General features: G+C 45.9%; 37 protein-coding genes. All 37 read right to left on the minus strand.

What is annotated here, in order from left to right; translation table 11 throughout:
- Positions 1 to 2: 2 nt before the first annotated feature.
- Positions 3 to 437 (minus strand): 50S ribosomal protein L13, encoded by a 435-nt coding sequence (gene rplM / locus BUB66_RS10535; protein ID WP_073258310.1) that lies wholly within the window; start codon positions 435 to 437, stop codon positions 3 to 5.
- A 64-nt stretch (positions 438 to 501) separates the two neighbouring features.
- Positions 502 to 1,233 (minus strand): tRNA pseudouridine(38-40) synthase TruA, encoded by a 732-nt coding sequence (gene truA / locus BUB66_RS10540; RefSeq protein WP_084099001.1) that lies wholly within the window; start codon positions 1,231 to 1,233, stop codon positions 502 to 504.
- A gap of 9 nt (positions 1,234 to 1,242) precedes the next feature.
- Positions 1,243 to 2,040 carry an energy-coupling factor transporter transmembrane component T family protein gene (locus tag BUB66_RS10545; RefSeq protein WP_073258314.1) on the minus strand — a complete coding sequence of 266 codons (798 nt, stop codon included), beginning with the start codon at positions 2,038 to 2,040 and terminating at the stop codon, positions 1,243 to 1,245.
- Positions 2,033 to 2,896, minus strand: a complete 864-nt coding sequence (locus BUB66_RS10550) for an energy-coupling factor transporter ATPase (protein ID WP_073258316.1) — start codon at positions 2,894 to 2,896, stop codon at positions 2,033 to 2,035. The genes BUB66_RS10545 and BUB66_RS10550 overlap by 8 nt, the downstream gene beginning before the upstream one ends.
- Positions 2,881 to 3,711 carry an energy-coupling factor transporter ATPase gene (locus tag BUB66_RS10555; RefSeq protein ID WP_073258318.1) on the minus strand — a complete coding sequence of 277 codons (831 nt, stop codon included), beginning with the start codon at positions 3,709 to 3,711 and terminating at the stop codon, positions 2,881 to 2,883. The genes BUB66_RS10550 and BUB66_RS10555 overlap by 16 nt, the downstream gene beginning before the upstream one ends.
- A gap of 33 nt (positions 3,712 to 3,744) precedes the next feature.
- A complete protein-coding gene (rplQ, locus tag BUB66_RS10560; protein WP_073258320.1) occupies positions 3,745 to 4,077 on the minus strand; it encodes a 50S ribosomal protein L17 in 333 nt (110 codons plus the stop codon).
- A gap of 15 nt (positions 4,078 to 4,092) precedes the next feature.
- Entirely contained in the window at positions 4,093 to 5,043 is a 951-nt protein-coding gene (locus tag BUB66_RS10565) for a DNA-directed RNA polymerase subunit alpha (protein ID WP_073258378.1), read from the minus strand.
- 43 nt (positions 5,044 to 5,086) lie between these two features.
- Positions 5,087 to 5,713: a 30S ribosomal protein S4 gene (gene rpsD, locus BUB66_RS10570; protein ID WP_073258322.1), complete on the minus strand. Its 627-nt coding sequence runs from the start codon at positions 5,711 to 5,713 to the stop codon at positions 5,087 to 5,089.
- Positions 5,714 to 5,740: 27 nt separating this feature from the next.
- Positions 5,741 to 6,118, minus strand: a complete 378-nt coding sequence (gene rpsK / locus BUB66_RS10575; RefSeq protein WP_073258382.1) for a 30S ribosomal protein S11 — start codon at positions 6,116 to 6,118, stop codon at positions 5,741 to 5,743.
- A gap of 35 nt (positions 6,119 to 6,153) precedes the next feature.
- Positions 6,154 to 6,525 carry a 30S ribosomal protein S13 gene (rpsM, locus tag BUB66_RS10580; RefSeq protein WP_073258324.1) on the minus strand — a complete coding sequence of 124 codons (372 nt, stop codon included), beginning with the start codon at positions 6,523 to 6,525 and terminating at the stop codon, positions 6,154 to 6,156.
- A 15-nt stretch (positions 6,526 to 6,540) separates the two neighbouring features.
- Positions 6,541 to 6,654, minus strand: coding sequence for a 50S ribosomal protein L36 (gene rpmJ / locus BUB66_RS10585; RefSeq protein WP_068749336.1), 114 nt, complete (start codon positions 6,652 to 6,654; stop codon positions 6,541 to 6,543).
- A 16-nt stretch (positions 6,655 to 6,670) separates the two neighbouring features.
- Positions 6,671 to 6,889, minus strand: a complete 219-nt coding sequence (gene infA, locus BUB66_RS10590) for a translation initiation factor IF-1 (RefSeq protein WP_073258326.1) — start codon at positions 6,887 to 6,889, stop codon at positions 6,671 to 6,673.
- Positions 6,890 to 6,908: 19 nt separating this feature from the next.
- On the minus strand, positions 6,909 to 7,196 hold the full coding sequence (locus tag BUB66_RS10595; protein WP_073258328.1) for a KOW domain-containing RNA-binding protein: 288 nt from the start codon (positions 7,194 to 7,196) through the stop codon (positions 6,909 to 6,911).
- Between the two features lie 12 nt (positions 7,197 to 7,208).
- Positions 7,209 to 7,955: a type I methionyl aminopeptidase gene (gene map, locus BUB66_RS10600; RefSeq protein ID WP_073258330.1), complete on the minus strand. Its 747-nt coding sequence runs from the start codon at positions 7,953 to 7,955 to the stop codon at positions 7,209 to 7,211.
- On the minus strand, positions 7,955 to 8,605 hold the full coding sequence (locus BUB66_RS10605) for an adenylate kinase (protein ID WP_073258332.1): 651 nt from the start codon (positions 8,603 to 8,605) through the stop codon (positions 7,955 to 7,957). The genes map and BUB66_RS10605 overlap by 1 nt, the downstream gene beginning before the upstream one ends.
- A 13-nt stretch (positions 8,606 to 8,618) precedes the next feature.
- The gene (gene secY, locus BUB66_RS10610; protein WP_073258333.1) at positions 8,619 to 9,875 is read right to left on the minus strand and encodes a preprotein translocase subunit SecY; all 1,257 of its coding nucleotides are present in this window, start codon (positions 9,873 to 9,875) and stop codon (positions 8,619 to 8,621) included.
- Entirely contained in the window at positions 9,875 to 10,315 is a 441-nt protein-coding gene (gene rplO, locus BUB66_RS10615; protein ID WP_073258335.1) for a 50S ribosomal protein L15, read from the minus strand. The genes secY and rplO overlap by 1 nt, the downstream gene beginning before the upstream one ends.
- Before the next feature lie 28 nt (positions 10,316 to 10,343).
- Complete coding sequence (rpsE, locus tag BUB66_RS10620) at positions 10,344 to 10,844, minus strand: 30S ribosomal protein S5 (RefSeq protein WP_073258337.1); 501 nt, start codon at positions 10,842 to 10,844, stop codon at positions 10,344 to 10,346.
- 17 nt (positions 10,845 to 10,861) lie between these two features.
- Positions 10,862 to 11,227 carry a 50S ribosomal protein L18 gene (gene rplR / locus BUB66_RS10625; protein WP_073258339.1) on the minus strand — a complete coding sequence of 122 codons (366 nt, stop codon included), beginning with the start codon at positions 11,225 to 11,227 and terminating at the stop codon, positions 10,862 to 10,864.
- Positions 11,228 to 11,247: 20 nt separating this feature from the next.
- Positions 11,248 to 11,787: a 50S ribosomal protein L6 gene (rplF, locus tag BUB66_RS10630; RefSeq protein WP_073258348.1), complete on the minus strand. Its 540-nt coding sequence runs from the start codon at positions 11,785 to 11,787 to the stop codon at positions 11,248 to 11,250.
- Positions 11,788 to 11,812: 25 nt separating this feature from the next.
- Positions 11,813 to 12,211 (minus strand): 30S ribosomal protein S8, encoded by a 399-nt coding sequence (gene rpsH / locus BUB66_RS10635; protein ID WP_073258349.1) that lies wholly within the window; start codon positions 12,209 to 12,211, stop codon positions 11,813 to 11,815.
- A gap of 24 nt (positions 12,212 to 12,235) precedes the next feature.
- A complete protein-coding gene (locus BUB66_RS10640) occupies positions 12,236 to 12,421 on the minus strand; it encodes a type Z 30S ribosomal protein S14 (RefSeq protein WP_073258350.1) in 186 nt (61 codons plus the stop codon).
- Between the two features lie 15 nt (positions 12,422 to 12,436).
- Positions 12,437 to 12,976, minus strand: coding sequence for a 50S ribosomal protein L5 (gene rplE, locus BUB66_RS10645; RefSeq protein ID WP_073258351.1), 540 nt, complete (start codon positions 12,974 to 12,976; stop codon positions 12,437 to 12,439).
- Between the two features lie 20 nt (positions 12,977 to 12,996).
- Positions 12,997 to 13,323 (minus strand): 50S ribosomal protein L24, encoded by a 327-nt coding sequence (gene rplX, locus BUB66_RS10650; RefSeq protein ID WP_073258358.1) that lies wholly within the window; start codon positions 13,321 to 13,323, stop codon positions 12,997 to 12,999.
- A gap of 18 nt (positions 13,324 to 13,341) precedes the next feature.
- Positions 13,342 to 13,710, minus strand: a complete 369-nt coding sequence (gene rplN / locus BUB66_RS10655) for a 50S ribosomal protein L14 (RefSeq protein WP_073258359.1) — start codon at positions 13,708 to 13,710, stop codon at positions 13,342 to 13,344.
- 25 nt (positions 13,711 to 13,735) lie between these two features.
- Complete coding sequence (gene rpsQ / locus BUB66_RS10660; protein ID WP_066354071.1) at positions 13,736 to 13,993, minus strand: 30S ribosomal protein S17; 258 nt, start codon at positions 13,991 to 13,993, stop codon at positions 13,736 to 13,738.
- Between the two features lie 33 nt (positions 13,994 to 14,026).
- Positions 14,027 to 14,224, minus strand: coding sequence for a 50S ribosomal protein L29 (rpmC, locus tag BUB66_RS10665; protein ID WP_073258361.1), 198 nt, complete (start codon positions 14,222 to 14,224; stop codon positions 14,027 to 14,029).
- Entirely contained in the window at positions 14,214 to 14,648 is a 435-nt protein-coding gene (gene rplP, locus BUB66_RS10670; protein WP_073258362.1) for a 50S ribosomal protein L16, read from the minus strand. Before rplP ends, rpmC begins: the two co-directional genes overlap by 11 nt.
- Positions 14,596 to 15,312 carry a 30S ribosomal protein S3 gene (rpsC, locus tag BUB66_RS10675; RefSeq protein ID WP_073258364.1) on the minus strand — a complete coding sequence of 239 codons (717 nt, stop codon included), beginning with the start codon at positions 15,310 to 15,312 and terminating at the stop codon, positions 14,596 to 14,598. The genes rplP and rpsC overlap by 53 nt, the downstream gene beginning before the upstream one ends.
- Before the next feature lie 3 nt (positions 15,313 to 15,315).
- Positions 15,316 to 15,654, minus strand: a complete 339-nt coding sequence (gene rplV / locus BUB66_RS10680; protein WP_073258365.1) for a 50S ribosomal protein L22 — start codon at positions 15,652 to 15,654, stop codon at positions 15,316 to 15,318.
- A gap of 26 nt (positions 15,655 to 15,680) precedes the next feature.
- A complete protein-coding gene (rpsS, locus tag BUB66_RS10685) occupies positions 15,681 to 15,965 on the minus strand; it encodes a 30S ribosomal protein S19 (protein ID WP_073258367.1) in 285 nt (94 codons plus the stop codon).
- Between the two features lie 21 nt (positions 15,966 to 15,986).
- A complete protein-coding gene (gene rplB / locus BUB66_RS10690) occupies positions 15,987 to 16,814 on the minus strand; it encodes a 50S ribosomal protein L2 (protein ID WP_073258369.1) in 828 nt (275 codons plus the stop codon).
- 63 nt (positions 16,815 to 16,877) lie between these two features.
- Entirely contained in the window at positions 16,878 to 17,171 is a 294-nt protein-coding gene (gene rplW / locus BUB66_RS10695) for a 50S ribosomal protein L23 (RefSeq protein ID WP_073258371.1), read from the minus strand.
- Positions 17,168 to 17,791, minus strand: coding sequence for a 50S ribosomal protein L4 (gene rplD, locus BUB66_RS10700; protein WP_073258374.1), 624 nt, complete (start codon positions 17,789 to 17,791; stop codon positions 17,168 to 17,170). The genes rplW and rplD overlap by 4 nt, the downstream gene beginning before the upstream one ends.
- 24 nt (positions 17,792 to 17,815) lie before the next feature.
- Positions 17,816 to 18,445, minus strand: a complete 630-nt coding sequence (gene rplC, locus BUB66_RS10705; protein WP_073258375.1) for a 50S ribosomal protein L3 — start codon at positions 18,443 to 18,445, stop codon at positions 17,816 to 17,818.
- A gap of 23 nt (positions 18,446 to 18,468) precedes the next feature.
- Entirely contained in the window at positions 18,469 to 18,777 is a 309-nt protein-coding gene (gene rpsJ, locus BUB66_RS10710; protein ID WP_066354098.1) for a 30S ribosomal protein S10, read from the minus strand.
- A gap of 35 nt (positions 18,778 to 18,812) precedes the next feature.
- The coding region (locus tag BUB66_RS10715) for an EF-Tu C-terminal domain-related protein (RefSeq protein ID WP_483188919.1) at positions 18,813 to 19,154 on the minus strand (342 nt) is incomplete at its 5' end.

Below are 19,154 nucleotides of genomic sequence, written 5' to 3' on the forward strand. Positions count from 1 at the left end.
TCTTATCCCTCGTACTGCAATTCTTTAGGCTGCTGAGCCTGGTGGGGGTGTTCCGGTCCCCTGTAAACCCTAAGTTTTTTAATCATTTTCCGGCCAAGTGAATTATGCGGAAGCATACCCCACACAGCTTTATATATGACCTTTTCTGGTGCCCTTTGTAAAAAGTGCCGGTAGGTTTCAGCCTTTAGACCGCCAGGATAAAGGGAATGCCGGTAGTAAATCTTTTTGTCCAGCTTTTTGCCCGTAAGGATCACTTTTTCGGCATTCACTACTATTACGTGATCGCCCGTATCAACGTGGGGAGTATAAATGGGCTTGTGTTTTCCTTTCAAAATTTTTGCAACCTGTGCGGCCAGTCTTCCTAATGGCTTACCTGCTGCATCTATAACGTACCATTCCCGCTTTATTTCTCCTTTTTTAGCCATGTACGTGCTCATTCTATCCCTCCTTAAATCACAAAGTTATTTTATTATAAGCCTCTTACAGTGTCAAGAAGTTCGTTCAATACACGACCTTTTCGAGACACAATCCGTGGGCAGGTAGCGTTATACCAGCCCTTTCCCTCTTTCTAGAACTTATTACAAGAGGAATTTCTTCTGGAGCCCTTTTCCCGCTTCCAACCTCTAATAACGTCCCTGCAATTATCCTCACCATGTTATATAAAAATCCGTCTGCTTCGATTTCAATTGTAATCGCATTCGACGCCTTTCTGACTTCTAGTCTCATGATATTCCTAACCGATGACTTAACTGAGTATCCTGACGCTCTGAATGCCGCAAAGTCGTGTACTCCCACAAATGCCTTCGCAGCTTCCCGCATCGCCTCTACATCAATAATGTGGGGATAAAAATAGCTATATCTTCTCATAAGTGGCGATGGAAAAGGGGCATTATATATAGTATAAGAATAGACCTTAGATTTAGCGCTATAGCGGGCATGAAAATCGTCAGGTACTACTTGCGCACCTTTCACCGCTATATCCTCCGGAAGATGACTGTTTATTGCATAGGGCAACCGCTCCACGGGTATCCGGCAATTGGTGTGAAAATTAGCTACTTGTCCCCGGGCATGTACTCCAGCATCTGTTCTCCCCGCCCCTATCACTTTCACTTTTTCTCCAGTTATCTTAAAAATCGCCTTTTCAACTACCTCCTGAATCGTCAAGGCGTTTTTTTGCCTCTGCCAGCCGTGGTAATTAGTGCCATCATATTCTAGCAAAATTTTTACATTCAAAACAGTCACCTACCATAGGAAGCGGCTTGCTAAGCACCCCGCCGCAAGAAAGCTTGTAGCAACAAAGGCAAGTAAATCTTTTTGGGTCATTTTGAGCGTCTTCATTCTCGTTCTATTTTCACCGCCGCGGTAACACCTGGATTCCATTGCCATGGCAAGGTCGTCTGCCCTTCTGAAGGCACTGACAAAAAGGGGAACTAATAGCGGTACTAAACTCTGCGCCCTTTTTACCATATTCCCGCTGGAAAAGTCGGCACCTCTTGCCATCTGGGCCTTCATTATCTTGTCTGTTTCTTCCATTAATGTCGGGATGAACCTCAATGCTATAGTCATCATCATTGCAAGCTCGTGGGCTGGAACTCCGATTTTGGTGAAGGGCTTTAATAGGCTTTCAATTCCATCGGTTAACGTGATGGGAGAAGTAGTTAGTGTCAAAAGCGATGTGCCGACTACTAAGAGCACCAATCTCAAGATCATGAACGTACCTTGATAAAGCCCTTCATACGTTACGTTCAAAGGACCTACTTCGTAAATTACCCTGCCCTTTACCATAAAAAGGTTCAATACAAAAGTCAGCATTATTATTACTATGAGAGGCCTTAAGCCACGAAGCATATATTTTACTGATATTCCTGAAAGCAGCGAGGCTATAGCTATAAAAACAATTGGGAAGACGTAACCTGCAAAATCATTTATCACAAAGAGCAGCACCATAAATGCGAAGGTTATAATAATTTTTGTCCTCGGGTCCAGCCGGTGTATTGCCGAGTTTCCGGGTATATACTGGCCAATGGTTATCTCACGCATGGCCAATCCCCCTCGCCGCCCTTAAGATTTCCGCTTCGGCTTCTTCCACAGTGAACACGTCTGTTGCTACATTTTTCCCCTTATCCTTTAGCTTTATCATGAGGTGTGTTACTTGGGGGATATCGAGCCCAATGGATGCTAGGGCCTTGCGATTCTTAAACACTTGTTTTGGTGTGCCGCTTTCTACCATCCTCCCTTTATGCATCACGGCAATTTTATCTACGATTTTTGCTATATCTTCCATGCTGTGGGATACGAGGATGACGGTTATATTCTGTCTCTCCCGGAGCCTGACTATTTGCCCCAATATTTCGTCGCGGCCCCTTGGGTCTAATCCAACTGTGGGCTCGTCAAGAATTAGCACTTTGGGTCTCATGGCAAGGACTCCCGCAATGGCGACTCTTCTCATCTGCCCACCGCTGAGTTCAAAAGGCGAGCGCTCCTTTATCTCATCGTATTTTAGTCCGACCAAGTCGATGGCTTCCCTGACTCTCTCGGTGACTTCATCCTCCGGCAACCCCAAATTTTTAGGGCCAAACGCCACGTCTTTTTCCACCGTTTCTTCAAAAAGCTGATGTTCCGGGTATTGGAAGACTAAACCCACCTTTTGCCTTATTTCCCGCAAGTTTACCCCCCGCTCGTTTATGTTTACACCGTCTACTATTACTTCACCCGAAGTGGGTTTCAAAAGTCCGTTCAGATGCTGGATCAGTGTGGATTTTCCCGAACCCGTGTGCCCTATGAGTCCCCAAAACTCCCCATCTTCTATTATCCAGTTTACATCCATTAAGGCCACCGACTCGAAGGGGGTACCGGGCATGTATATATGAGTCAGATTTTTTACAACAATGGACATAGGCATTCCACCATTTCATCTATCGTGAGAACATCTTCTCTAATTGCCAGCCCATTACCCCTCAGCCGATGTGCAAGCTCGGTAACCTGCGGCACGTCAAGTCCGATTGCTTTAAGCTTATCAACCTTTGAAAATATCTCCCTAGGGGTGCCTTCCATCACTACCTGCCCATCACTCATCACTATGACCTTGTCGGCTTCTACCGCCTCTTCCATAAAATGCGTTATTAGAACTATGGTTTTCCCTTCTTCCCTATTTAAGCGTTTTACAGTGCTGATTACTTCCTTTCGCCCCACCGGGTCCAGCATAGCCGTGGGCTCATCCATTATGATGTAATCGGGTCTCATGGCAATTATACCGGCTATAGCGACCCTTTGTTTTTGCCCTCCCGAAAGAAGATGAGGAGGTTTTTGAGCGTATTCCTTGAGTTCCACTATTTCCAGGGCTTCATCAACTCTCTTTCTTATTTCATCGGGGGGTATACCCAAATTCTCGGGACCAAAGGCCACATCTTCCTCAACTACCGTCGCCACTATCTGATTGTCAGGGTTCTGGAAAACAATACCTGCCTTTTGGCGTATTTTCCAAATATTTTCCTTATCCCGAGTGTCAAGGCCGTCGACCGTTATCCTCCCTTTAGTCGGCACGAAAAGTCCGTTGAAAAGTTTTGCAAGGGTGGATTTACCCGAACCGTTCGGACCTATTATAGCGATAAATTCTCCCTTTTTTATCATAAGGTTTACATCCTTCAGAGCCATCTCCGAGGACTGAGGGTACTGATAGAAGACGCCTTCTACTAAAATTTCGGCGGCCATTTTACCGCCCCCTTCATTCATGGCAATTAGGGGTTATATGAGCTCGATGACTACCATCGGAGAAGAATCGCCGCGCCTCGGGCCAATTTTCAAAATTCTTGTATAGCCGCCGTTTCTCTCGCTGTATTTGGGAGCAATTTTTTCAAAAAGATTTTTTACCGTAGTTTCATCCAGCACTTCCGCCAGTACCATGCGCCGGGCTGCCAAATCGTTCCTCTTTGCAAGGGTTATCATCTTTTCTGCAAGGCGGCGGACTTCTTTAGCACGAGCTTCCGTAGTTATAATCCTCCCGTGCTCAAAAAGCGAAGTTACCATATTCCTTAGCATCATCTTTCTGTGTGCGCTGTCTCTCCCCAATTTTCTCATTCTTTCAACCCCCTTTTAAGCTTCTTCTGATTTTTTGAACGAGAGGTTATACGCCGCCAATTTCTCCTCAATTTCTTCTAGAGACTTCTTGCCCAGGTTTCTCACCTTCATTATCTCTTCAGGCGTCTTTTGAATCAGCTCTCCTATAGTGTTTATGCCAGCCCTCTTGAGGCAATTATACGACCTGACGGATAGGTCAAGCTCTTCAATCGGCATCTCCAAGAGCTTTTCTTTTTCGTCTTTTTCCTTTTCAACCGGCGGTTCGGCTTTTTTCACCTCGGTGTTTAGAGTAGTAAACAAGCTGAAATAATCTACGAGAATCTTTGCTGCAGAACTTACGGCCTCATCGGGCTTTATGGTGCCGTTCGTCCACACCTCCAGGGTGAGCTTATCATAATCAGTTACCTGGCCCACCCTGGTGTGCTCTACCGTGTAATTAGCCTTGATTACGGGAGTAAAAATTGAATCTATCGGTATTACTCCTATGGGCTGCCCCGGCTTTTTGTTTTTCTCTGCAGTGACGTAACCTTTGCCTTTTTCCAGAGTTAATTCCGCAAATAGCCTTCCGTCCTTTTCCAATGTAGCTATATGGTGGTCCTTGTTTACTATTTCCACATCGGCATCGCAGATTATATCTTTAGCCTTGACCTCGCCTTCTCCCTGGGCTTCAATTCTTATGATTTTGGGTTCGTCGCTGTACATTTTTACCGCTATGCCTTTTATATTCATTATTATCTCTACAGTGTCCTCGAGAACTCCGGGAATTGTTGAAAATTCGTGCTGCACCCCTTCTATTTTAACAGAAGTCACCGCAGCCCCCGGCAGTGAGGACAAAAGAACCCTTCTAAGAGAGTTGCCAAGGGTCGTTCCATATCCTCTTTCAAGCGGTTCGATAACGATCTTCCCGTAGGTATTGTCCTCGCTTAACTCCACCAGCTCTATCCTTGGCTTTTCAATTTCATTCATCAACAATATTACCCTCCTCGTGCAATTTTAGAATGAGGGCACATTACTTGGAGTATAGCTCAACGATGAGGTGTTCCTGGATGGGCACGTCGATGTCTTCGCGATTCGGGTACCTCAATACTTCGCCGCTAAGGGTATCGTAATTTACCGACAACCATTCTGGCATAACCTTGCCCCTGCCTAATTCTGCCATCTCTTTGAACAGCTCTAAAGACCTGCTCTTTTCTCTTACGGCAATTACATCTCCAGGCCTTACTTGATATGATGGAATGTTCACTTTTTTGCCGTTTACCTCTATGTGTCCGTGCCTTACTATTTGCCTCGCCTGGGCACGAGATTTGGCAAACCCGAGTCGGTAAACCACGTTGTCCAGACGGCATTCCAAAAGTCTAAGCAGGTTTTCTCCGGTTACACCTTTCTTCCTTGAAGCTTCTTCAAAATATATCTTGAACTGCTGCTCTAGTACTCCATAAATCCTCTTGGCCTTTTGTTTTTCTCTAAGCTGCACACCATATTCGGTGAGTTTCCTTTTCATCTGTCCGTGTTGACCTGGCGCGTATCCCCTGCGGTCAATAGCACATTTCGGGGTATAGCATCTTTCGCCTTTAAGGTATAGTTTTATTCCTTCACGGCGGCACAAGCGGCAAACTGGACCTGTATGTCTTGCCATCCTTTATTTCCACCTCCTGATTTTTTGTTAAACTCGACGGCGTTTCGGCGGCCTGCACCCGTTGTGGGGTATCGGCGTTACATCTTTTATCACGCTTATCTCCAGTCCGGCTGCCTGAAGCGAACGTATGGCTGCTTCTCGCCCAGGTCCTGGCCCTTTCACAAGGACCTCGACCGTCTTAAGGCCGTAGTCCATGGCTTTTTTAGCAGCCGATTCCGCTGCCAGTTGGGCTGCAAAAGGAGTGCCCTTCCTTGAACCTTTAAAACCTACCGTTCCCGCGCTGGCCCAAGTAATTGGATTTCCCGCCTCATCGGTTATGGTGACTATCGTATTATTGAAAGTCGAATGGATGTGGGCTTTGCCCTTTTCTACACGCCTTTTTTCTCTGCGCTTTCTCGAAGTCATTGCCACTTTGCATCACCTCCATAAATTTATTTACCTTATTTGCTGCGCTTTGCTCCGACGGTCTTTCTAGGACCTTTCCTGGTCCTTGCATTAGTGCGGGTCCTCTGTCCGCGAACGGGAAGTCCCTTTCTGTGGCGTATTCCTCTGTAACATCCGATTTCTATCAATCTTTTGATGTTCATCGCTACTTCACGGCGAAGATCTCCTTCGACCTTGTAATTCTTTTCAATTATATCCCTGAGATTGGATATCTCTTTCTCCGTCAGGTCCTTTACTCTCGTATCAGGATTGACTCCCGCTTCTTTCAATATTTTGTTCGAAAGGCTCCTGCCTATACCGTAAATATACGTCAGGGCTATTTCAACCCTTTTGTCTTTCGGCAGGTCGACTCCCGCTATCCTAGCCATCCACTCACTCCTCCTTTAGCCTTGTCTTTGCTTATGCTTTGGATTTTCGCAAATTACCATAATTCTTCCCTTGCGCTTTATTATCTTGCACTTTTCGCATATTTTCTTTACAGAAGGCCGTACTTTCAACTTTGATTCCCCCTTCTTATTTGTAGCGGTATACTATTCTGCCTCGAGTTAAATCGTAGGGAGATAGCTCTACAGTAACTTTGTCGCCCGGTAGTATCCTAATATAGTTCATCCTTATTTTGCCGGATACGTGAGCCAAAACTTTATGACCATTCTTCAATTCAACTCGAAACATTCCATTAGGAAGAGGCTCCACAACCGTGCCTTCTACTTCGATTACATCCTCTTTGGACATAAAGGCCCTCCTCCCTCCTTTAAGGCCTGTTATCATCGGGTTTTTCAACTAACTCTTCGAGGGCTCTTCTTATTTCTTCGTTGTAAACTTTGCGTCCGTTAATAATCTTCTCGTAAATAAAACCTGATTTCCGGTTCATGATCTTAAGGTGCTTTAATTTCTTTTTTTTCGGTCTTTCTATTCTCCTCAGTTTGCCATCCGCAACGTACACATATTCAGAGTCGATTATCCCTACCACCAGCATGAATCGCCCTTTGTCGCGCCCAGCACAAGACATGACTACCTGGCCCGGTTCCACTTCTTTCATATCAACACCTACCTATAGAATGGTCAAAATTTCAGGCTCACCATCGGTAATAGCGATGGTGTTTTCGTAATGTGCCGAAAGACTCCCATCTTTTGTGACAACCGTCCAGTTGTCTTCTCGCGTATAGACCTCGAAATTCCCGGCGTTTACCATAGGCTCAATAGCCAGAGTCATGCCCGGCTTTAGCCTGGGCCCTTTGCTTGGCGGGCCGTAATTTGGCACATGCGGGTCTTCATGCATTTTGCGGCCAATGCCGTGGCCTCCCCATTCCCGCACAACGGAAAAATTTTGACTTTCTACGAAGGTCTGTATTGCGTGAGAAATGTCGGAAAGCCTGTATCCAACTTTGGCATAAACCAAACCTTCAAAAAAGCTTCGTTCGGTAACATCAATGAGTTTTTTGGCTTCCTCCGAGACGTTTCCCACTGGGTAGGTTCTGGCTGCATCGGAAAAATAGCCTTCCACTATCGCTCCTACATCTATACTTATAATATCACCGTCTTGGAGGATTCTTAATCCAGGAATTCCATGTACTACCTCTTCATTAACTGATGCACAAATCGTGGCTGGAAAACCCCTGTATCCTTTGAACGCGGGGTGAGCACCGTTTTTTAGTATAATCTCTTCCGCAATCCTGTCAAGTTCCCCGGTGGTAACGCCGGGTTTTATATGCTTTTTCAGTTCCTCAAGCACCAACGCCACCACTTTGCCGGCCCTTTTCATTATCTCAATTTCCCTTTTCGACTTTATTACTATCATCAGCCTTCTCCTTTTAGGAGACCTTTTATCTCTTCGAAAACTTCTTCAATTGGCCTGTTTCCATCGATGTTCGCCAGCAGATTTTTGTTCTTGTAATAATCTATTAGGGGTTTCGTCTCTCTTTCATATACGTCAATTCTCTTCTCAACCGTTTTTACATCATCGTCTGCCCTCTCGATTAGCCTCCCGCCGCACTTGTCGCAAATTCCTTGCTGCCTCGGTGGGTTGTACTTGACGTGATATGTGGAGCCGCATACCTCACATACCCGGCGCCCAGTAAACCTCTCAATAAGCTCCTCCCGCGGAACAACGATGTTTATTACGGCGTCCAATTTTACTTCCATTTCTTCGAGGATTTTTTCCAGACTCTCAGCTTGAGGTATGGTCCTGGGGAAGCCATCAAGTATGAACCCCTTTTCGGCGTCATTCTCCCGCAGGCGTTCTTTCACTATCCCCGTAATCACTTCATCGGGAACTAGAAGCCCTTGATCCATGTATTCTTTTGCCTTTCTCCCAAGTTCTGTCCCCTGATTTACCGCAGCTCTCAGCATATCGCCCGTCGAGATCTGAGGAATGCCAAACGTCTCGCAAAGTTTTTTTGCTTGAGTCCCTTTTCCAGCTCCGGGAGGTCCCATTAGAATTATGCGCATTTTTTATCAGCTCCTACTTCAAGAAGCCCTGATAATGCCTCATTAGCATCTGGGCTTCAATAAGTTTCATTGTCTCCAAAGCTACACCTATTACTATCAAAAGCGCTGTTCCTCCAAAGTATATGTTGAGGTTGGTCACACCGGTGATCAAATAAGGCAAAACGGCTATAACCGCAAGGAAAACTGCACCTATTAGGGTTATTCTTGTCATTATTCTATTTAGGTACTCAGCAGTAGGTCTGCCAGGCCTAATCCCAGGGATAAAGCCTCCGTATTTCTTTATATTTTCGGCTACATCTATTGGATTAAAAGTCACAGCAGTATAAAAGTATGTGAAAAATATTATGAGAAGGGCATAAAAGCTTGCATAAAGCCATCCACCAGGTTTTATAAAATTGGCGATGCTCAGGGCTACTTTGCTGTTAGGGAAAAATCCCGCAACAGTGCTGGGGAAAAGGAGTATAGACATTGCAAAAATAACCGGAATGACACCAGCAGCGTTTAATTTCATCGGTATGTGGGTAGTTTGGCCACCGTATATCCTTCTTCCTACAACTCTCTTGGCGTATTGAACCGGAATTCGGCGTTCAGCCTGCTGAACAGCTATGACCCCTACTATCACGGCCAGAGCAAAGATTGCAAATAAAAGCACCATTAAGATGTTTGTGGTACCTACTCTGACGTATTGATAGACCTGATATATTCCACTGGGCAGTCTTGATACAATCCCCGCAAAAATCAAAAGAGAAATCCCGTTGCCGATGCCTTTGTCGTTAATTTGTTCACCGACCCACATCAAAAACGCCGTGCCGGCAGTCAAGCTAATAACCACGAGGAGGCTGCCGAAAAATCCCGGATACATCAAGGCGCTCCTAAACCCTATGGCAAGGCCCGTTGCCTGAATAAGCCCGAGGACTACCGTGCCGTACCGGGTGTAGCGAGCTAGAACTTTTCGCCCTTCCGCACCCTCCTTTGCCAACTCCTCCCACTTCGGAATAACTATGGTGAGAAGCTGAACTATTATGGATGCATTGATGTACGGCGTTATGCTCATAGCAAAAACAGAAAACTGTTTGAAAGCGCCTCCTGCTATAATGTCAAAAAAGCCAAGAAGCGCACCCCTTTCGATTAGCTGCCTTACAGCTTCGGGGTTCATGCCTGGCACCGGCACGAAAGCCCCTATTCTAAATACCACGAGCATTAAAAGCGTGAACTTAATGCGCCGTCTCAAATCCGGGATTTTCCAGGCGTTTCTCAGGGCTTCCAGCATTATATCACCTCGGCTTTCCCGCCGGCAGCCTCAATCTTTTCCTTGGCGGAGCTGGAAAATGCATGAGCTACGACTTCCAGCTTAACGTTTAGTTCGCCATCTCCGAGTATTTTTACTCCGTCTTTAATCTGTTTTATCAGTCCCTTTTCTTTTAAAAGTTCAGGCGTGACCTTTGTGTTTTCTTCAAAAACATTCAAGTCTTTCACATTCACTATGGCGTATTCTTTTTTGAATTTATTCGTAAATCCTCTTTTGGGTATCCTGCGTATTAGGGGCATCTGTCCTCCTTCAAATCCCGGTCGTACCCCACCCCCGCTCCTAGCGTTCTGGCCTTTGTGGCCGCGGGTAGAAGTCTTTCCGTGCCCAGACCCTATGCCACGTCCAACTCTTTTGGGTCTTTTTCTGGAGCCTTTTGCAGGCTTTAGGTCATGAAGTCTCATTGTCGCACCTCCTGTTCTATATGAGCTTTTACCCTAACAGTTCTTGAACGGTTTTGCCCCTTAATTTCGCCACCTGTTCTGCCCTCTTTAATTGCTTTAAGGCGTCAATAGTAGCATCCACCATGTTTTTAGCGTTATTCGAACCTAGCGATTTGCTGACCACATTTCTAAGTCCTGCAAGTTCCAGCACCGCCCTGACAGGCCCTCCTGCTATTACACCCGTACCTTCTACAGCAGGCTTTACTAAAACTTTTCCCGCACCGGATTCGCCAATAGCCTCATGGGGTATTGTGCCATTTATAACCGGCACTTCGATGAGATTCTTTTTGGCATCTTCGATGGCTTTTCTTATGGCATCAGGTATTTCCTGGGCCTTGCCAGTTCCAACCCCTACTTTTACATTTCTATTGCCGACCACGACTAGCACCGAGAACCTGAAGTTTTTTCCGCCTTTAGTTACCTTGGATACCCTGTTTATCGAAACTACCTTTTCTGAAAATTCATGTTCCATGTCTTTTTCCCTTTGCATTCGCCTACCTCCTTTTTTTAGAATTCCAGACCGGCACGCCTTGCAGCTTCAGCTAGGGCTTTTACTCGCCCGTGGTACAGATATCCGCCCCTGTCAAAGGTAACTTTGGTTATCCCTTTCTCCAATGCCCTCTTTGCGATAAGCTCCCCAACCTTTTCTGCTGCTTCTATATTGCAACCATTAACGCTGTCACGAATAGCTGGGTCAAGGGTCGAAGCCGCCACCAGTGTTCGTCCTTCTTCGTCGTTAATTATCTGCGCGTAAATGTGCTTTAAGCTGCGGAAGACGTTCAACCTCGGCCTTTCGGCAGTGCCGAATACTTTTTTACGGATTCTTTTATGCCGTCTCTTCCGGGCTTCATTCCTGGACTCCTTTTTAATCATTTATACCCCTCCTACTACCGTTATTTGCCTCCCGCTTTTCCAACCTTGCGGCGTATTATTTCATTTTCGTACCTTATACCCTTGCCTTTGTAGGGCTCAGGTTCCTTTACGCTCCTTATCCTGGCGGCGGTTGTGCCTACCAGTTCCTTGTCTATACCCCTCACGATAATTTTGTTCTGTGCGGGCACTTCAAATTCAATGCCCTTTGGCGCTTCTATTTCTACTGGATGAGAATAACCGACGGTGAGCACCAATTTGTTTCCCTGCTTATTGGCCCTGTAACCAACGCCCTCTAAAACTAATGTCTTTTCATAACCGTTTACCACACCGTTTACCATATTTGCAATTAGGCTTCTTGTCAGGCCGTGAAGTGCTTTATGCTCTTTTTCGTCAGAAGGCCTTTTTACAATGATTTTGTTGTCTTCTTGAAAAATTTGCATGTCCTTATGAAACTCTTTTGTTATAGATCCTTTAGGCCCCTTTACGGTAACAACGTTTCCTTCAATCTTTACTTCAACGCCTTTCGGAATCTCTATGGGCTTTTTACCTATCCGCGACATTTGTTCAGGCACCTCCTTATCAAGTTTACCACACGTAGCAAATAACTTCTCCGCCTACTCCTTCTTTTCTCGCCTGTTTGTCGGTCATTATTCCTTTTGATGTAGAGAGAATGGCTATGCCTAAGCCTCCGAGCACTTTAGGGATTTGGTCCTTCCTTACGTATATTCTAAGGCCCGGCTTGGAAATCCTCTTTATGCCGGTTATCACTCTCTCCTTATTGGGGCCGTATTTTAAATAAATCTTGATAATCCCCTGCTTGCCGTCCTCAATGATTTCATAGTCCTGAATAAAACCTTCATTTTTGAGGGTTTCAACTATTGCCCTCTTTATTTTTGAGCAAGGAACTTCTACAGTTGGGTGCCCTGCATTATTGGCATTCCTAATGCGTGTCAGCAAATCTGCGATGGGATCGGTAACAGCCATCTTTTGATACCTCCTTTCAACACTCTACCAGCTTGCCTTTCTTACGCCAGGTATCTCACCGCGATGGGCTAAAACTCTAAAGCAAAGTCGGCATACTCCGAATTTCCTAAGATATGCCCGTGGTCTTCCACATATCCTACAGCGGTTATAATATCTCGTTGAGTATTTCTGAGGCCTCTTCTGTTTTGCTATTAGTGATTTTTTCGCCATCCTTCGTCCTCCTTTCTATTGCGCAAAGGGCATTCCCAAGCCCTTCAAAAGTTCGCGGGCCTCTTCATCGGTTTTGGCCGTTGTCACTATGGTAATATCCATCCCACGGATTTTGTCTATCTTATCATAATCTATCTCAGGGAAAATCAACTGTTCCCTTATGCCCAGAGTATAGTTGCCTCTGCCGTCGAAAGCATCGGGCGACAGGCCTTTGAAGTCTCTTACCCTCGGCAGTGCTATGTTAAATAGTTTATCAAGGAATTCGTACATCCTGTTTCCTCTTAGAGTAACCTTTGCCCCGATAGCCATACCCTTTCTTATTTTGAATGAGGCTATGGACTTTTTCGCTTTTGTAACTACGGGCTTTTGCCCTGATATCATTGCTAAATCTCTTGTAGCCGACTCTATTGCTTTTGGATTTTCCTTTGCATCGCTTATACCCATGTTCAGTACAACTTTTTCCAGGCGCGGAACCTGCATAACGCTTTTGTAATTAAATTTCTTCATAAGTGCTGGAATAACTTCTTTTTCATACTTTTCCCTCAGCCTGGGCATTAGATTCCCTCCTTTCAAGTCTACTTGCTATCTATAACCTCACCGCATTTTTTGCAAGTCCTGACCTTTGTGCCATCAGCTAGGAAAGTATGCCCGATTCTCGTAGGCAACCCACATTTGTTGCAGACAACCATCAGTTTTGATGTATTAAGCGGCATTTCCTTATGCACTATTCCGCCTTGGGGATTTTTGGGAGAAGGTTTTTGGTGCTTTGTAGCCATGTTTACTCCTTCGACTATAGCTACACCCTTTTTCGCTATTACCTTGAGCACCTTTCCTTTTTTGCCTTTATCCTTGCCCGACAACACTAATACTGTATCACCCTTTTTCACGTGGACCTTCGACAAGATTTACACCTCCTTGCCTTATAAGACTTCTGGAGCGAGCGAAATAATCCTCATAAAATTCTTCTCCCTCAATTCGCGTGCTACCGGTCCAAAAATACGCGTTCCCCTCGGGTTCATGTCATCATTTATTATAACTGCCGCATTTTCATCAAATCTTATATAAGAGCCATCCGGGCGCCTTGAAGGGGCTTTTGTCCTCACTATGACCGCTTTAACTACATCACCTTTTTTTACCATTCCATCTGGTGCCGCATCTTTTACCGAGGCTACTATTATGTCGCCCAACCCGGCAAACTTTCTGTTAGAACCGCCCAAAACCCTAATGCACATTATCTGCTTTGCGCCGGTGTTATCCGCCACGTTTAGCCTCGTCTGAACTTGAATCATTCCGAAACCCTCCCCTCTTTTTTATTTACTCGGCACGCTTTACAATCTCCACCAGTCTCCAGCGCTTGGTCTTGCTCAACGGCCTTGTTTCCATTATTTTTACAACATCACCTATTTGGCACTGGTTGTGTTCATCGTGAGCTTTAAATTTCTTTGTGCGCTTTATTGTTTTGCCGTAAAGGGGATGACGTATTATAGACTCGACAGCCACCACTATAGTTTTATCCATTTTATTGCTTACTACTACTCCCGTTCGTACCTTTCTTTTGGGCCTCTCTTCCATTTTATCCCTCCTTGGACTGTAAAATTTTATTTATTATGCTCTCGCTTTTTCCCTCTCGGTCAAAATTGTTTTGATTCGGGCTATCGTCTTTCGGACTTCCCGTATCCTCCTCGGGTTATCCAATTGGCCTGTGGCCGACTGAAATCTTAAATTAAAAAGTTCGCTTTTTAAATCCTTTAGTTTCTGGACCAGCTCCTGATCCGATAACTCCCTTATCTGCTTAGCCTTCATTTGCATCACCGCCTATCCCTTCGCGTTTAACGATTTTAGTCTTTATCGGAAGTTTATGGGAGGCAAGTGTCAAGGCTTCCTTAGCCACATCTTCTGGAATTCCTGCCAGCTCAAAAAGTATCCGTCCCGGCTTTACCACCGCAACCCAATATTCTGGAGAGCCCTTGCCGCTTCCCATACGGGTCTCGGCAGGCTTTTTCGTAACCGGTTTGTCCGGAAATATCTTTATCCAAACTTTTCCGCCTCTTTTAACATACCTTGTTATTGCAATTCTCGCAGCTTCTATCTGGCTGCTCGTAATCCATGCCGGTTCTAGGGCCTGCAGTCCGTACTCTCCGTAAGTAACCTCAGTCCCACGGGTAGCCCTGCCTTTAATTGTGCCGCGCTGCTGCTTCCTGTACTTTACCCGCTTCGGCATTAACATTGGCTTCTCCTCCTTCCGCCTGTTTTTCGTCTTTCTTTGAGGGGAGGACGTCGCCCCTGTATATCCAAACCTTCACACCTATTCGCCCGTAGGTGGTATGGGCTTCAGCAAAGCCGTAACTTATATCGGCGCGGAGCTTCTGAAGCGGAATCGTACCTTCGCGATACCATTCAGTCCTCGCTATTTCAGCACCAGCCAGTCTTCCGCTCACCATCATCTTTACCCCTTTTGCTCCTGCCTTCAGAGCTCTTGCTATTGCCTGCTTCATGGCTCTGCGATACGAAATTCGGCGCTCAATTTGAGCTGCTATATTTTCCGCCACCAACTGGGCTTCCAGATCTGGCTCCTTTATTTCAATTACGTTCACCGCTATCTGCTTGCCGGTCATTGCTTCTAGCTCACTTCTGAGCTCTTCCACGCCGGTACCGCCCTTACCTATGACCATACCTGGCTTCGCTGTATTTATTGTAACCCGGACGCGGTTAGCCGCTCTCTCTATTTCGATTCTGGATATTCCCGCTGTATAAAATTTATTTTTGATGAGCTTACGGATATTGAAATCTTCCAGCACCAGGTCGGCAAAGTTCTTTTCCGCATACCACCGGGAATCCCAATCTCTAATTATTCCAAGTCTCAGCCCATGCGGATGTACCTTTTGGCCCAAATTTTATCCCTCCTTTTCCTTTAATACCACCGTAATGTGGCTGGTTTTTTTGCGTATCATTGCAGCCCTGCCGAAAGCTCTAGCCCTGAACCTCTTTAGCGTCGGCCCTTGGTCTGCAAAGCACTTGTAGATATAAAGCGCATCCGGATTCATGTTGTGGTTGTTTTCGGCATTGGCAACCGCCGAGCGGATTAGCTTTGCCACAATTTTAGATGCCCTTTTAGGCGTAAACTGCAGGATATTCAAGGCCTCATCCACTTTCTTGCCCCTTATGAGGTCTAAGACAATCCTTACTTTTCTCGGCGCTATTCTCACGTATCTCGCCTGTGCCCTAGCTTCCACCTTAACTTACCTCCTTTACCCGGTGTTTACTTTAGTGCGGTCGACCTTTCCGTATGCTCGCCGTGACCCCTAAACGTTCTAGTGGGGGCAAACTCTCCTAGTTTATGGCCAACCATATCTTCCGTAATATATATGGGAACGTGTTTTCTCCCATCGTGAACCGCTATGGTGTGTCCCACCATCTCCGGAACAATCGTGGAGTCTCGAGACCAAGTCTTAATCACCTTTTTTTCTCTTTTTTCGTTCATCGCCCTTATTTTTTTCAGTAGTTTAGGGTCCACAAAAGGGCCTTTTTTTGCAGAACGACCCATTATTCTACCTCCTTTCACCGGTTATTTGCGGCGTTTTACAATATATTTATCCGACGGCTTGTTCTTCTTGCGAGTCTTGTAACCCAATGTGGGTTTGCCCCACGGCGTAACAGGATGTTTGCGGCCAATTGGCGCTTTTCCTTCGCCGCCTCCATGCGGGTGGTCTACCGGGTTCATGGCAGAACCGCGGACGTGAGGCCTTCTCCCGAGCCATCTTGAGCGGCCTGCTTTGCCAAGGGTGATGTTCTCATGTTCCAAGTTGCCTACCTGTCCTACTGTTGCTCTGCATTCTTCGGGCACCATCCTCATTTCGCCCGATGGCAACCTTAGCGTCGCATATCCGTTTTCTTTAGCCATAACTTGGGCCGCTGCGCCAGCCGCCCTTGCCAACTGACCCCCTTTGCCCGGATAAAGTTCCACGTTGTGGACGATGGTTCCAACAGGTATGTGAGATAGCGGGAGCGCATTCCCCGGCTTAATGTCCGCATTGGGGCCCGACTCCACTACGTCGCCCACCTTCAGTCCTACAGGTGCTAATATATAGCGTTTTTCTCCATCCATATAGTGCAAAAGCGCTATCCTCGCGGAACGGTTAGGGTCATATTCTATAGCCGCCACCTTAGCCGGCACACCGTCTTTGTCCCGTTTGAAATCTATTATCCTGTACTTTCTTTTGCTGCCGCCGCCCCGGTGTCTCGCTGTAATTCTTCCCTGCATGTTGCGACCAGCTTTTTTCTTGAGAATTTCCACCAGCGATTTTTCCGGCTCTTTTTTAGTTATTTCTTCAAAGGTGGATACTGTCATGAATCTTACGCCCGGCGATGTAGGTTTAAATTTTTTGATACCCACCAGTTATCCCTCCTTTTCCAATCTGCAGTCCAACCTTCTTGCAACATCGCTTTACCGCTGCTATTACAAGCTCTCAAAGAACTCAATTGGTTTGCTGTCCTTTTTCAGAGTGACTATAGCCTTTTTCCAATCAGGGCGCTTGCCTTCGTGGATTCCCATCCTCTTTTTCTTGCCCCTTACGTTCATCGTGTTTACTTTCTCTACCTTTACTCCAAAAATAGCTTCAACAGCGTTTTTAATTTCCGTCTTGTTTGCGTCGGGATGAACCACAAATGTGTATTTCCTTAGCTCTTTCATCGCCATGGATTTTTCAGTAATCCATGGGCGAATTATTATGTCATGCGGATCTTTACTCATGCGTACACCTCCTCTACCCGCTTTACCGCATCCATTGTCATTATGACCTTTTCATGGTTGAGGATGTCATAGACATTAAGTGTATTTGCCGTAGTGGTGGTTACACCCGGAATATTGCGGGCAGATTTGACCACGTTGATATCGGGAGTTGCCAGCACAATTAGCGACTTGGTGGTTGCATTGAGATTTGCCAAAACTTTTACCATCTCTTTCGTTTTTGGAATATCCATCGTCAATTGGTCTACAACTATAATTTCATTATCTCTCACTTTTGCACTCAAAGCTGATTTTAGTGCAAGCCTCTTTAACTTTTTAGGAAGGGTGTATTTATAAGATCTGGGCTTCGGTCCAAACACAATGCCGCCTTTTCTCCAGAGAGGTGACCTGATGCTTCCGTGTCTTGCCCGACCAGTACCCTTTTGCCTCCAGGGCTTGCGCCCGCCTCCTCTTACTTCTCCGCGAGTTTTTGTAGAGGCAGTGCCGACCCTCTGATTTGCCAGGTAGTTTACGACTACTTGATGCATAACTTCGGGTTTTACCTCAACTCCAAACACGCTATCGGAAAGCTCCACTTCCCCTATTTGCTGCCCCTGCATGTTGTACAAAGCTACTTTTGGCATTGGGCTCCTCCTTTCTTTTTGGGGTTAGCTCTTTACTGTGCTCTTAATGTAAAGCAGTGATTTCTTCGTACCGGGCACTGAACCCTTTATTAAGAGCAGATTTCTCTCCGGGTCCACTTTTACTATCTCAAGGTTTTGGACAGTTACCTTTTCATGTCCAAGGTGACCCGGCATTCTCTTGCCTTTAAAGACCCTTTCCGGGTCAGTGGCACCGCCAGAACCAGGTCGTCTGTGGTACATTGAACCGTGCGACATGGGACCACGGTTGAAATTCCACCTTTTTACACCGCCCGCAAAGCCTTTTCCAATCGAAATACCCGTGACATCCACTCTATCACCCGGTTCAAAAATATCCACCTTTATCTCATCACCGATGTTGTACTTATCAATGTCGTCTAATTTCAACTCTCTGATGTATTTTTTAGGCTTTAACTGGTACTTTTTAAATTGACCCAGCACCGGCTTTGTTAGTCTTGTTTCTTTTACATCTTTAAAGCCCACTTTCAGGGCGCTGTATCCATCGTTTTCCGGAGTCTTTTTCTGTATTACTACGCAGGGGCCAGCTTCTACTACCGTAACCGGTACAGCTTCTCCCGCTTCATTGAAAATCTGCGTCATCCCCAATTTAATGCCCAGTATAGCCTTTTTAGCCATCTTTACCACCTCCTCAAGCAAATTTACAGCTTGATTTCGATATCAACTCCTGCAGGTAAATCCAATCTCATGAGAGCATCGACAGTCTTTGAGGTCGGTTCGTGAATATCGATCAACCTTTTATGGGTCCTTACTTCGAATTGTTCCCTTGAATCCTTATACTTGTGGGGAGCTCTTAATATTGTTATGAGACTCCTCTCGGTTGGCAGTGGAATGGGGCCTGAAACTTTGGCCCCGGTGCGTTTTGCCGTTTCCACTATCTTTTGAGCCGACTTATCTAGAATCCCGCTGTCGTAAGACTTCAGGCGTATTCTGATCTTCTGTCGGGCCACTTTTCTCCCTCCTTGGCTTTAGTTTCCTCTTTTCGCTATTCTATTATTTCGGTCACCACGCCGGCCCCTACTGTTCTGCCACCCTCGCGGATAGCAAAACGAAGGCCTTCTTCCATCGCTATCGGCGCTATCAGCTCTATCTCCATTACAATGTTGTCCCCGGGCATTACCATCTCCGTGCCTTCCGGTAACTTTATTACCCCTGTCACGTCCGTCGTCCTAAAGTAAAACTGCGGCCTGTATCCGTTGAAAAACGGCGTGTGCCTTCCCCCTTCTTCCTTCTTCAAAACGTATACCTGTCCCTTAAACTTCGTGTGCGGATGCACACTCCCAGGTTTTGCTATTACCATGCCCCTCTCTACTTCGTTCTTGTCTAT

The organism is Caldanaerovirga acetigignens (genome assembly GCF_900142995.1).
GTDB lineage: Bacteria > Bacillota > Thermosediminibacteria > Thermosediminibacterales > Thermosediminibacteraceae > Fervidicola > Fervidicola acetigignens.

What these genes read in the sequence shown, in the direction of transcription:
- rplM (WP_073258310.1), bottom strand. Translation starts at nt 437, where the DNA reads ATGAGCACGTACATGGCTAAAAAAGGAGAAATAAAGCGGGAATGGTAC.
- BUB66_RS10545 (WP_073258314.1), bottom strand. Translation starts at nt 2,040, where the DNA reads ATGCGTGAGATAACCATTGGCCAGTATATACCCGGAAACTCGGCAATA.
- BUB66_RS10550 (WP_073258316.1), bottom strand. Translation starts at nt 2,896, where the DNA reads ATGTCCATTGTTGTAAAAAATCTGACTCATATATACATGCCCGGTACC.
- BUB66_RS10555 (WP_073258318.1), bottom strand. Translation starts at nt 3,711, where the DNA reads ATGGCCGCCGAAATTTTAGTAGAAGGCGTCTTCTATCAGTACCCTCAG.
- rplQ (WP_073258320.1), bottom strand. Translation starts at nt 4,077, where the DNA reads ATGAGAAAATTGGGGAGAGACAGCGCACACAGAAAGATGATGCTAAGG.
- BUB66_RS10565 (WP_073258378.1), bottom strand. Translation starts at nt 5,043, where the DNA reads ATGAATGAAATTGAAAAGCCAAGGATAGAGCTGGTGGAGTTAAGCGAG.
- rpsD (WP_073258322.1), bottom strand. Translation starts at nt 5,713, where the DNA reads ATGGCAAGACATACAGGTCCAGTTTGCCGCTTGTGCCGCCGTGAAGGA.
- rpsK (WP_073258382.1), bottom strand. Translation starts at nt 6,118, where the DNA reads ATGACTTCGAGAAAGCGCAGAGAAAAAAGGCGTGTAGAAAAGGGCAAA.
- rpsM (WP_073258324.1), bottom strand. Translation starts at nt 6,525, where the DNA reads ATGGCTAGGATAGCGGGAGTCGACCTGCCGAAAGACAAAAGGGTTGAA.
- infA (WP_073258326.1), bottom strand. Translation starts at nt 6,889, where the DNA reads ATGTCCAAAGAGGATGTAATCGAAGTAGAAGGCACGGTTGTGGAGCCT.
- BUB66_RS10595 (WP_073258328.1), bottom strand. Translation starts at nt 7,196, where the DNA reads ATGAAAGAAGTGGAACCGGGCCAGGTAGTCATGTCTTGTGCTGGGCGC.
- map (WP_073258330.1), bottom strand. Translation starts at nt 7,955, where the DNA reads ATGATAGTAATAAAGTCGAAAAGGGAAATTGAGATAATGAAAAGGGCC.
- BUB66_RS10605 (WP_073258332.1), bottom strand. Translation starts at nt 8,605, where the DNA reads ATGCGCATAATTCTAATGGGACCTCCCGGAGCTGGAAAAGGGACTCAA.
- secY (WP_073258333.1), bottom strand. Translation starts at nt 9,875, where the DNA reads ATGCTGGAAGCCCTGAGAAACGCCTGGAAAATCCCGGATTTGAGACGG.
- rplO (WP_073258335.1), bottom strand. Translation starts at nt 10,315, where the DNA reads ATGAGACTTCATGACCTAAAGCCTGCAAAAGGCTCCAGAAAAAGACCC.
- rpsE (WP_073258337.1), bottom strand. Translation starts at nt 10,844, where the DNA reads ATGCAAAGGGAAAAAGACATGGAACATGAATTTTCAGAAAAGGTAGTT.
- rplR (WP_073258339.1), bottom strand. Translation starts at nt 11,227, where the DNA reads ATGATTAAAAAGGAGTCCAGGAATGAAGCCCGGAAGAGACGGCATAAA.
- rplF (WP_073258348.1), bottom strand. Translation starts at nt 11,787, where the DNA reads ATGTCGCGGATAGGTAAAAAGCCCATAGAGATTCCGAAAGGCGTTGAA.
- rpsH (WP_073258349.1), bottom strand. Translation starts at nt 12,211, where the DNA reads ATGGCTGTTACCGATCCCATCGCAGATTTGCTGACACGCATTAGGAAT.
- BUB66_RS10640 (WP_073258350.1), bottom strand. Translation starts at nt 12,421, where the DNA reads ATGGCGAAAAAATCACTAATAGCAAAACAGAAGAGGCCTCAGAAATAC.
- rplE (WP_073258351.1), bottom strand. Translation starts at nt 12,976, where the DNA reads ATGCCCAGGCTGAGGGAAAAGTATGAAAAAGAAGTTATTCCAGCACTT.
- rplN (WP_073258359.1), bottom strand. Translation starts at nt 13,710, where the DNA reads ATGATTCAAGTTCAGACGAGGCTAAACGTGGCGGATAACACCGGCGCA.
- rpsQ (WP_066354071.1), bottom strand. Translation starts at nt 13,993, where the DNA reads ATGGAAGAGAGGCCCAAAAGAAAGGTACGAACGGGAGTAGTAGTAAGC.
- rpmC (WP_073258361.1), bottom strand. Translation starts at nt 14,224, where the DNA reads ATGAAGGCTAAGCAGATAAGGGAGTTATCGGATCAGGAGCTGGTCCAG.
- rplP (WP_073258362.1), bottom strand. Translation starts at nt 14,648, where the DNA reads ATGTTAATGCCGAAGCGGGTAAAGTACAGGAAGCAGCAGCGCGGCACA.
- rpsS (WP_073258367.1), bottom strand. Translation starts at nt 15,965, where the DNA reads ATGGGTCGTTCTGCAAAAAAAGGCCCTTTTGTGGACCCTAAACTACTG.
- rplW (WP_073258371.1), bottom strand. Translation starts at nt 17,171, where the DNA reads ATGAGTAAAGATCCGCATGACATAATAATTCGCCCATGGATTACTGAA.
- rplD (WP_073258374.1), bottom strand. Translation starts at nt 17,791, where the DNA reads ATGCCAAAAGTAGCTTTGTACAACATGCAGGGGCAGCAAATAGGGGAA.
- rplC (WP_073258375.1), bottom strand. Translation starts at nt 18,445, where the DNA reads ATGGCTAAAAAGGCTATACTGGGCATTAAATTGGGGATGACGCAGATT.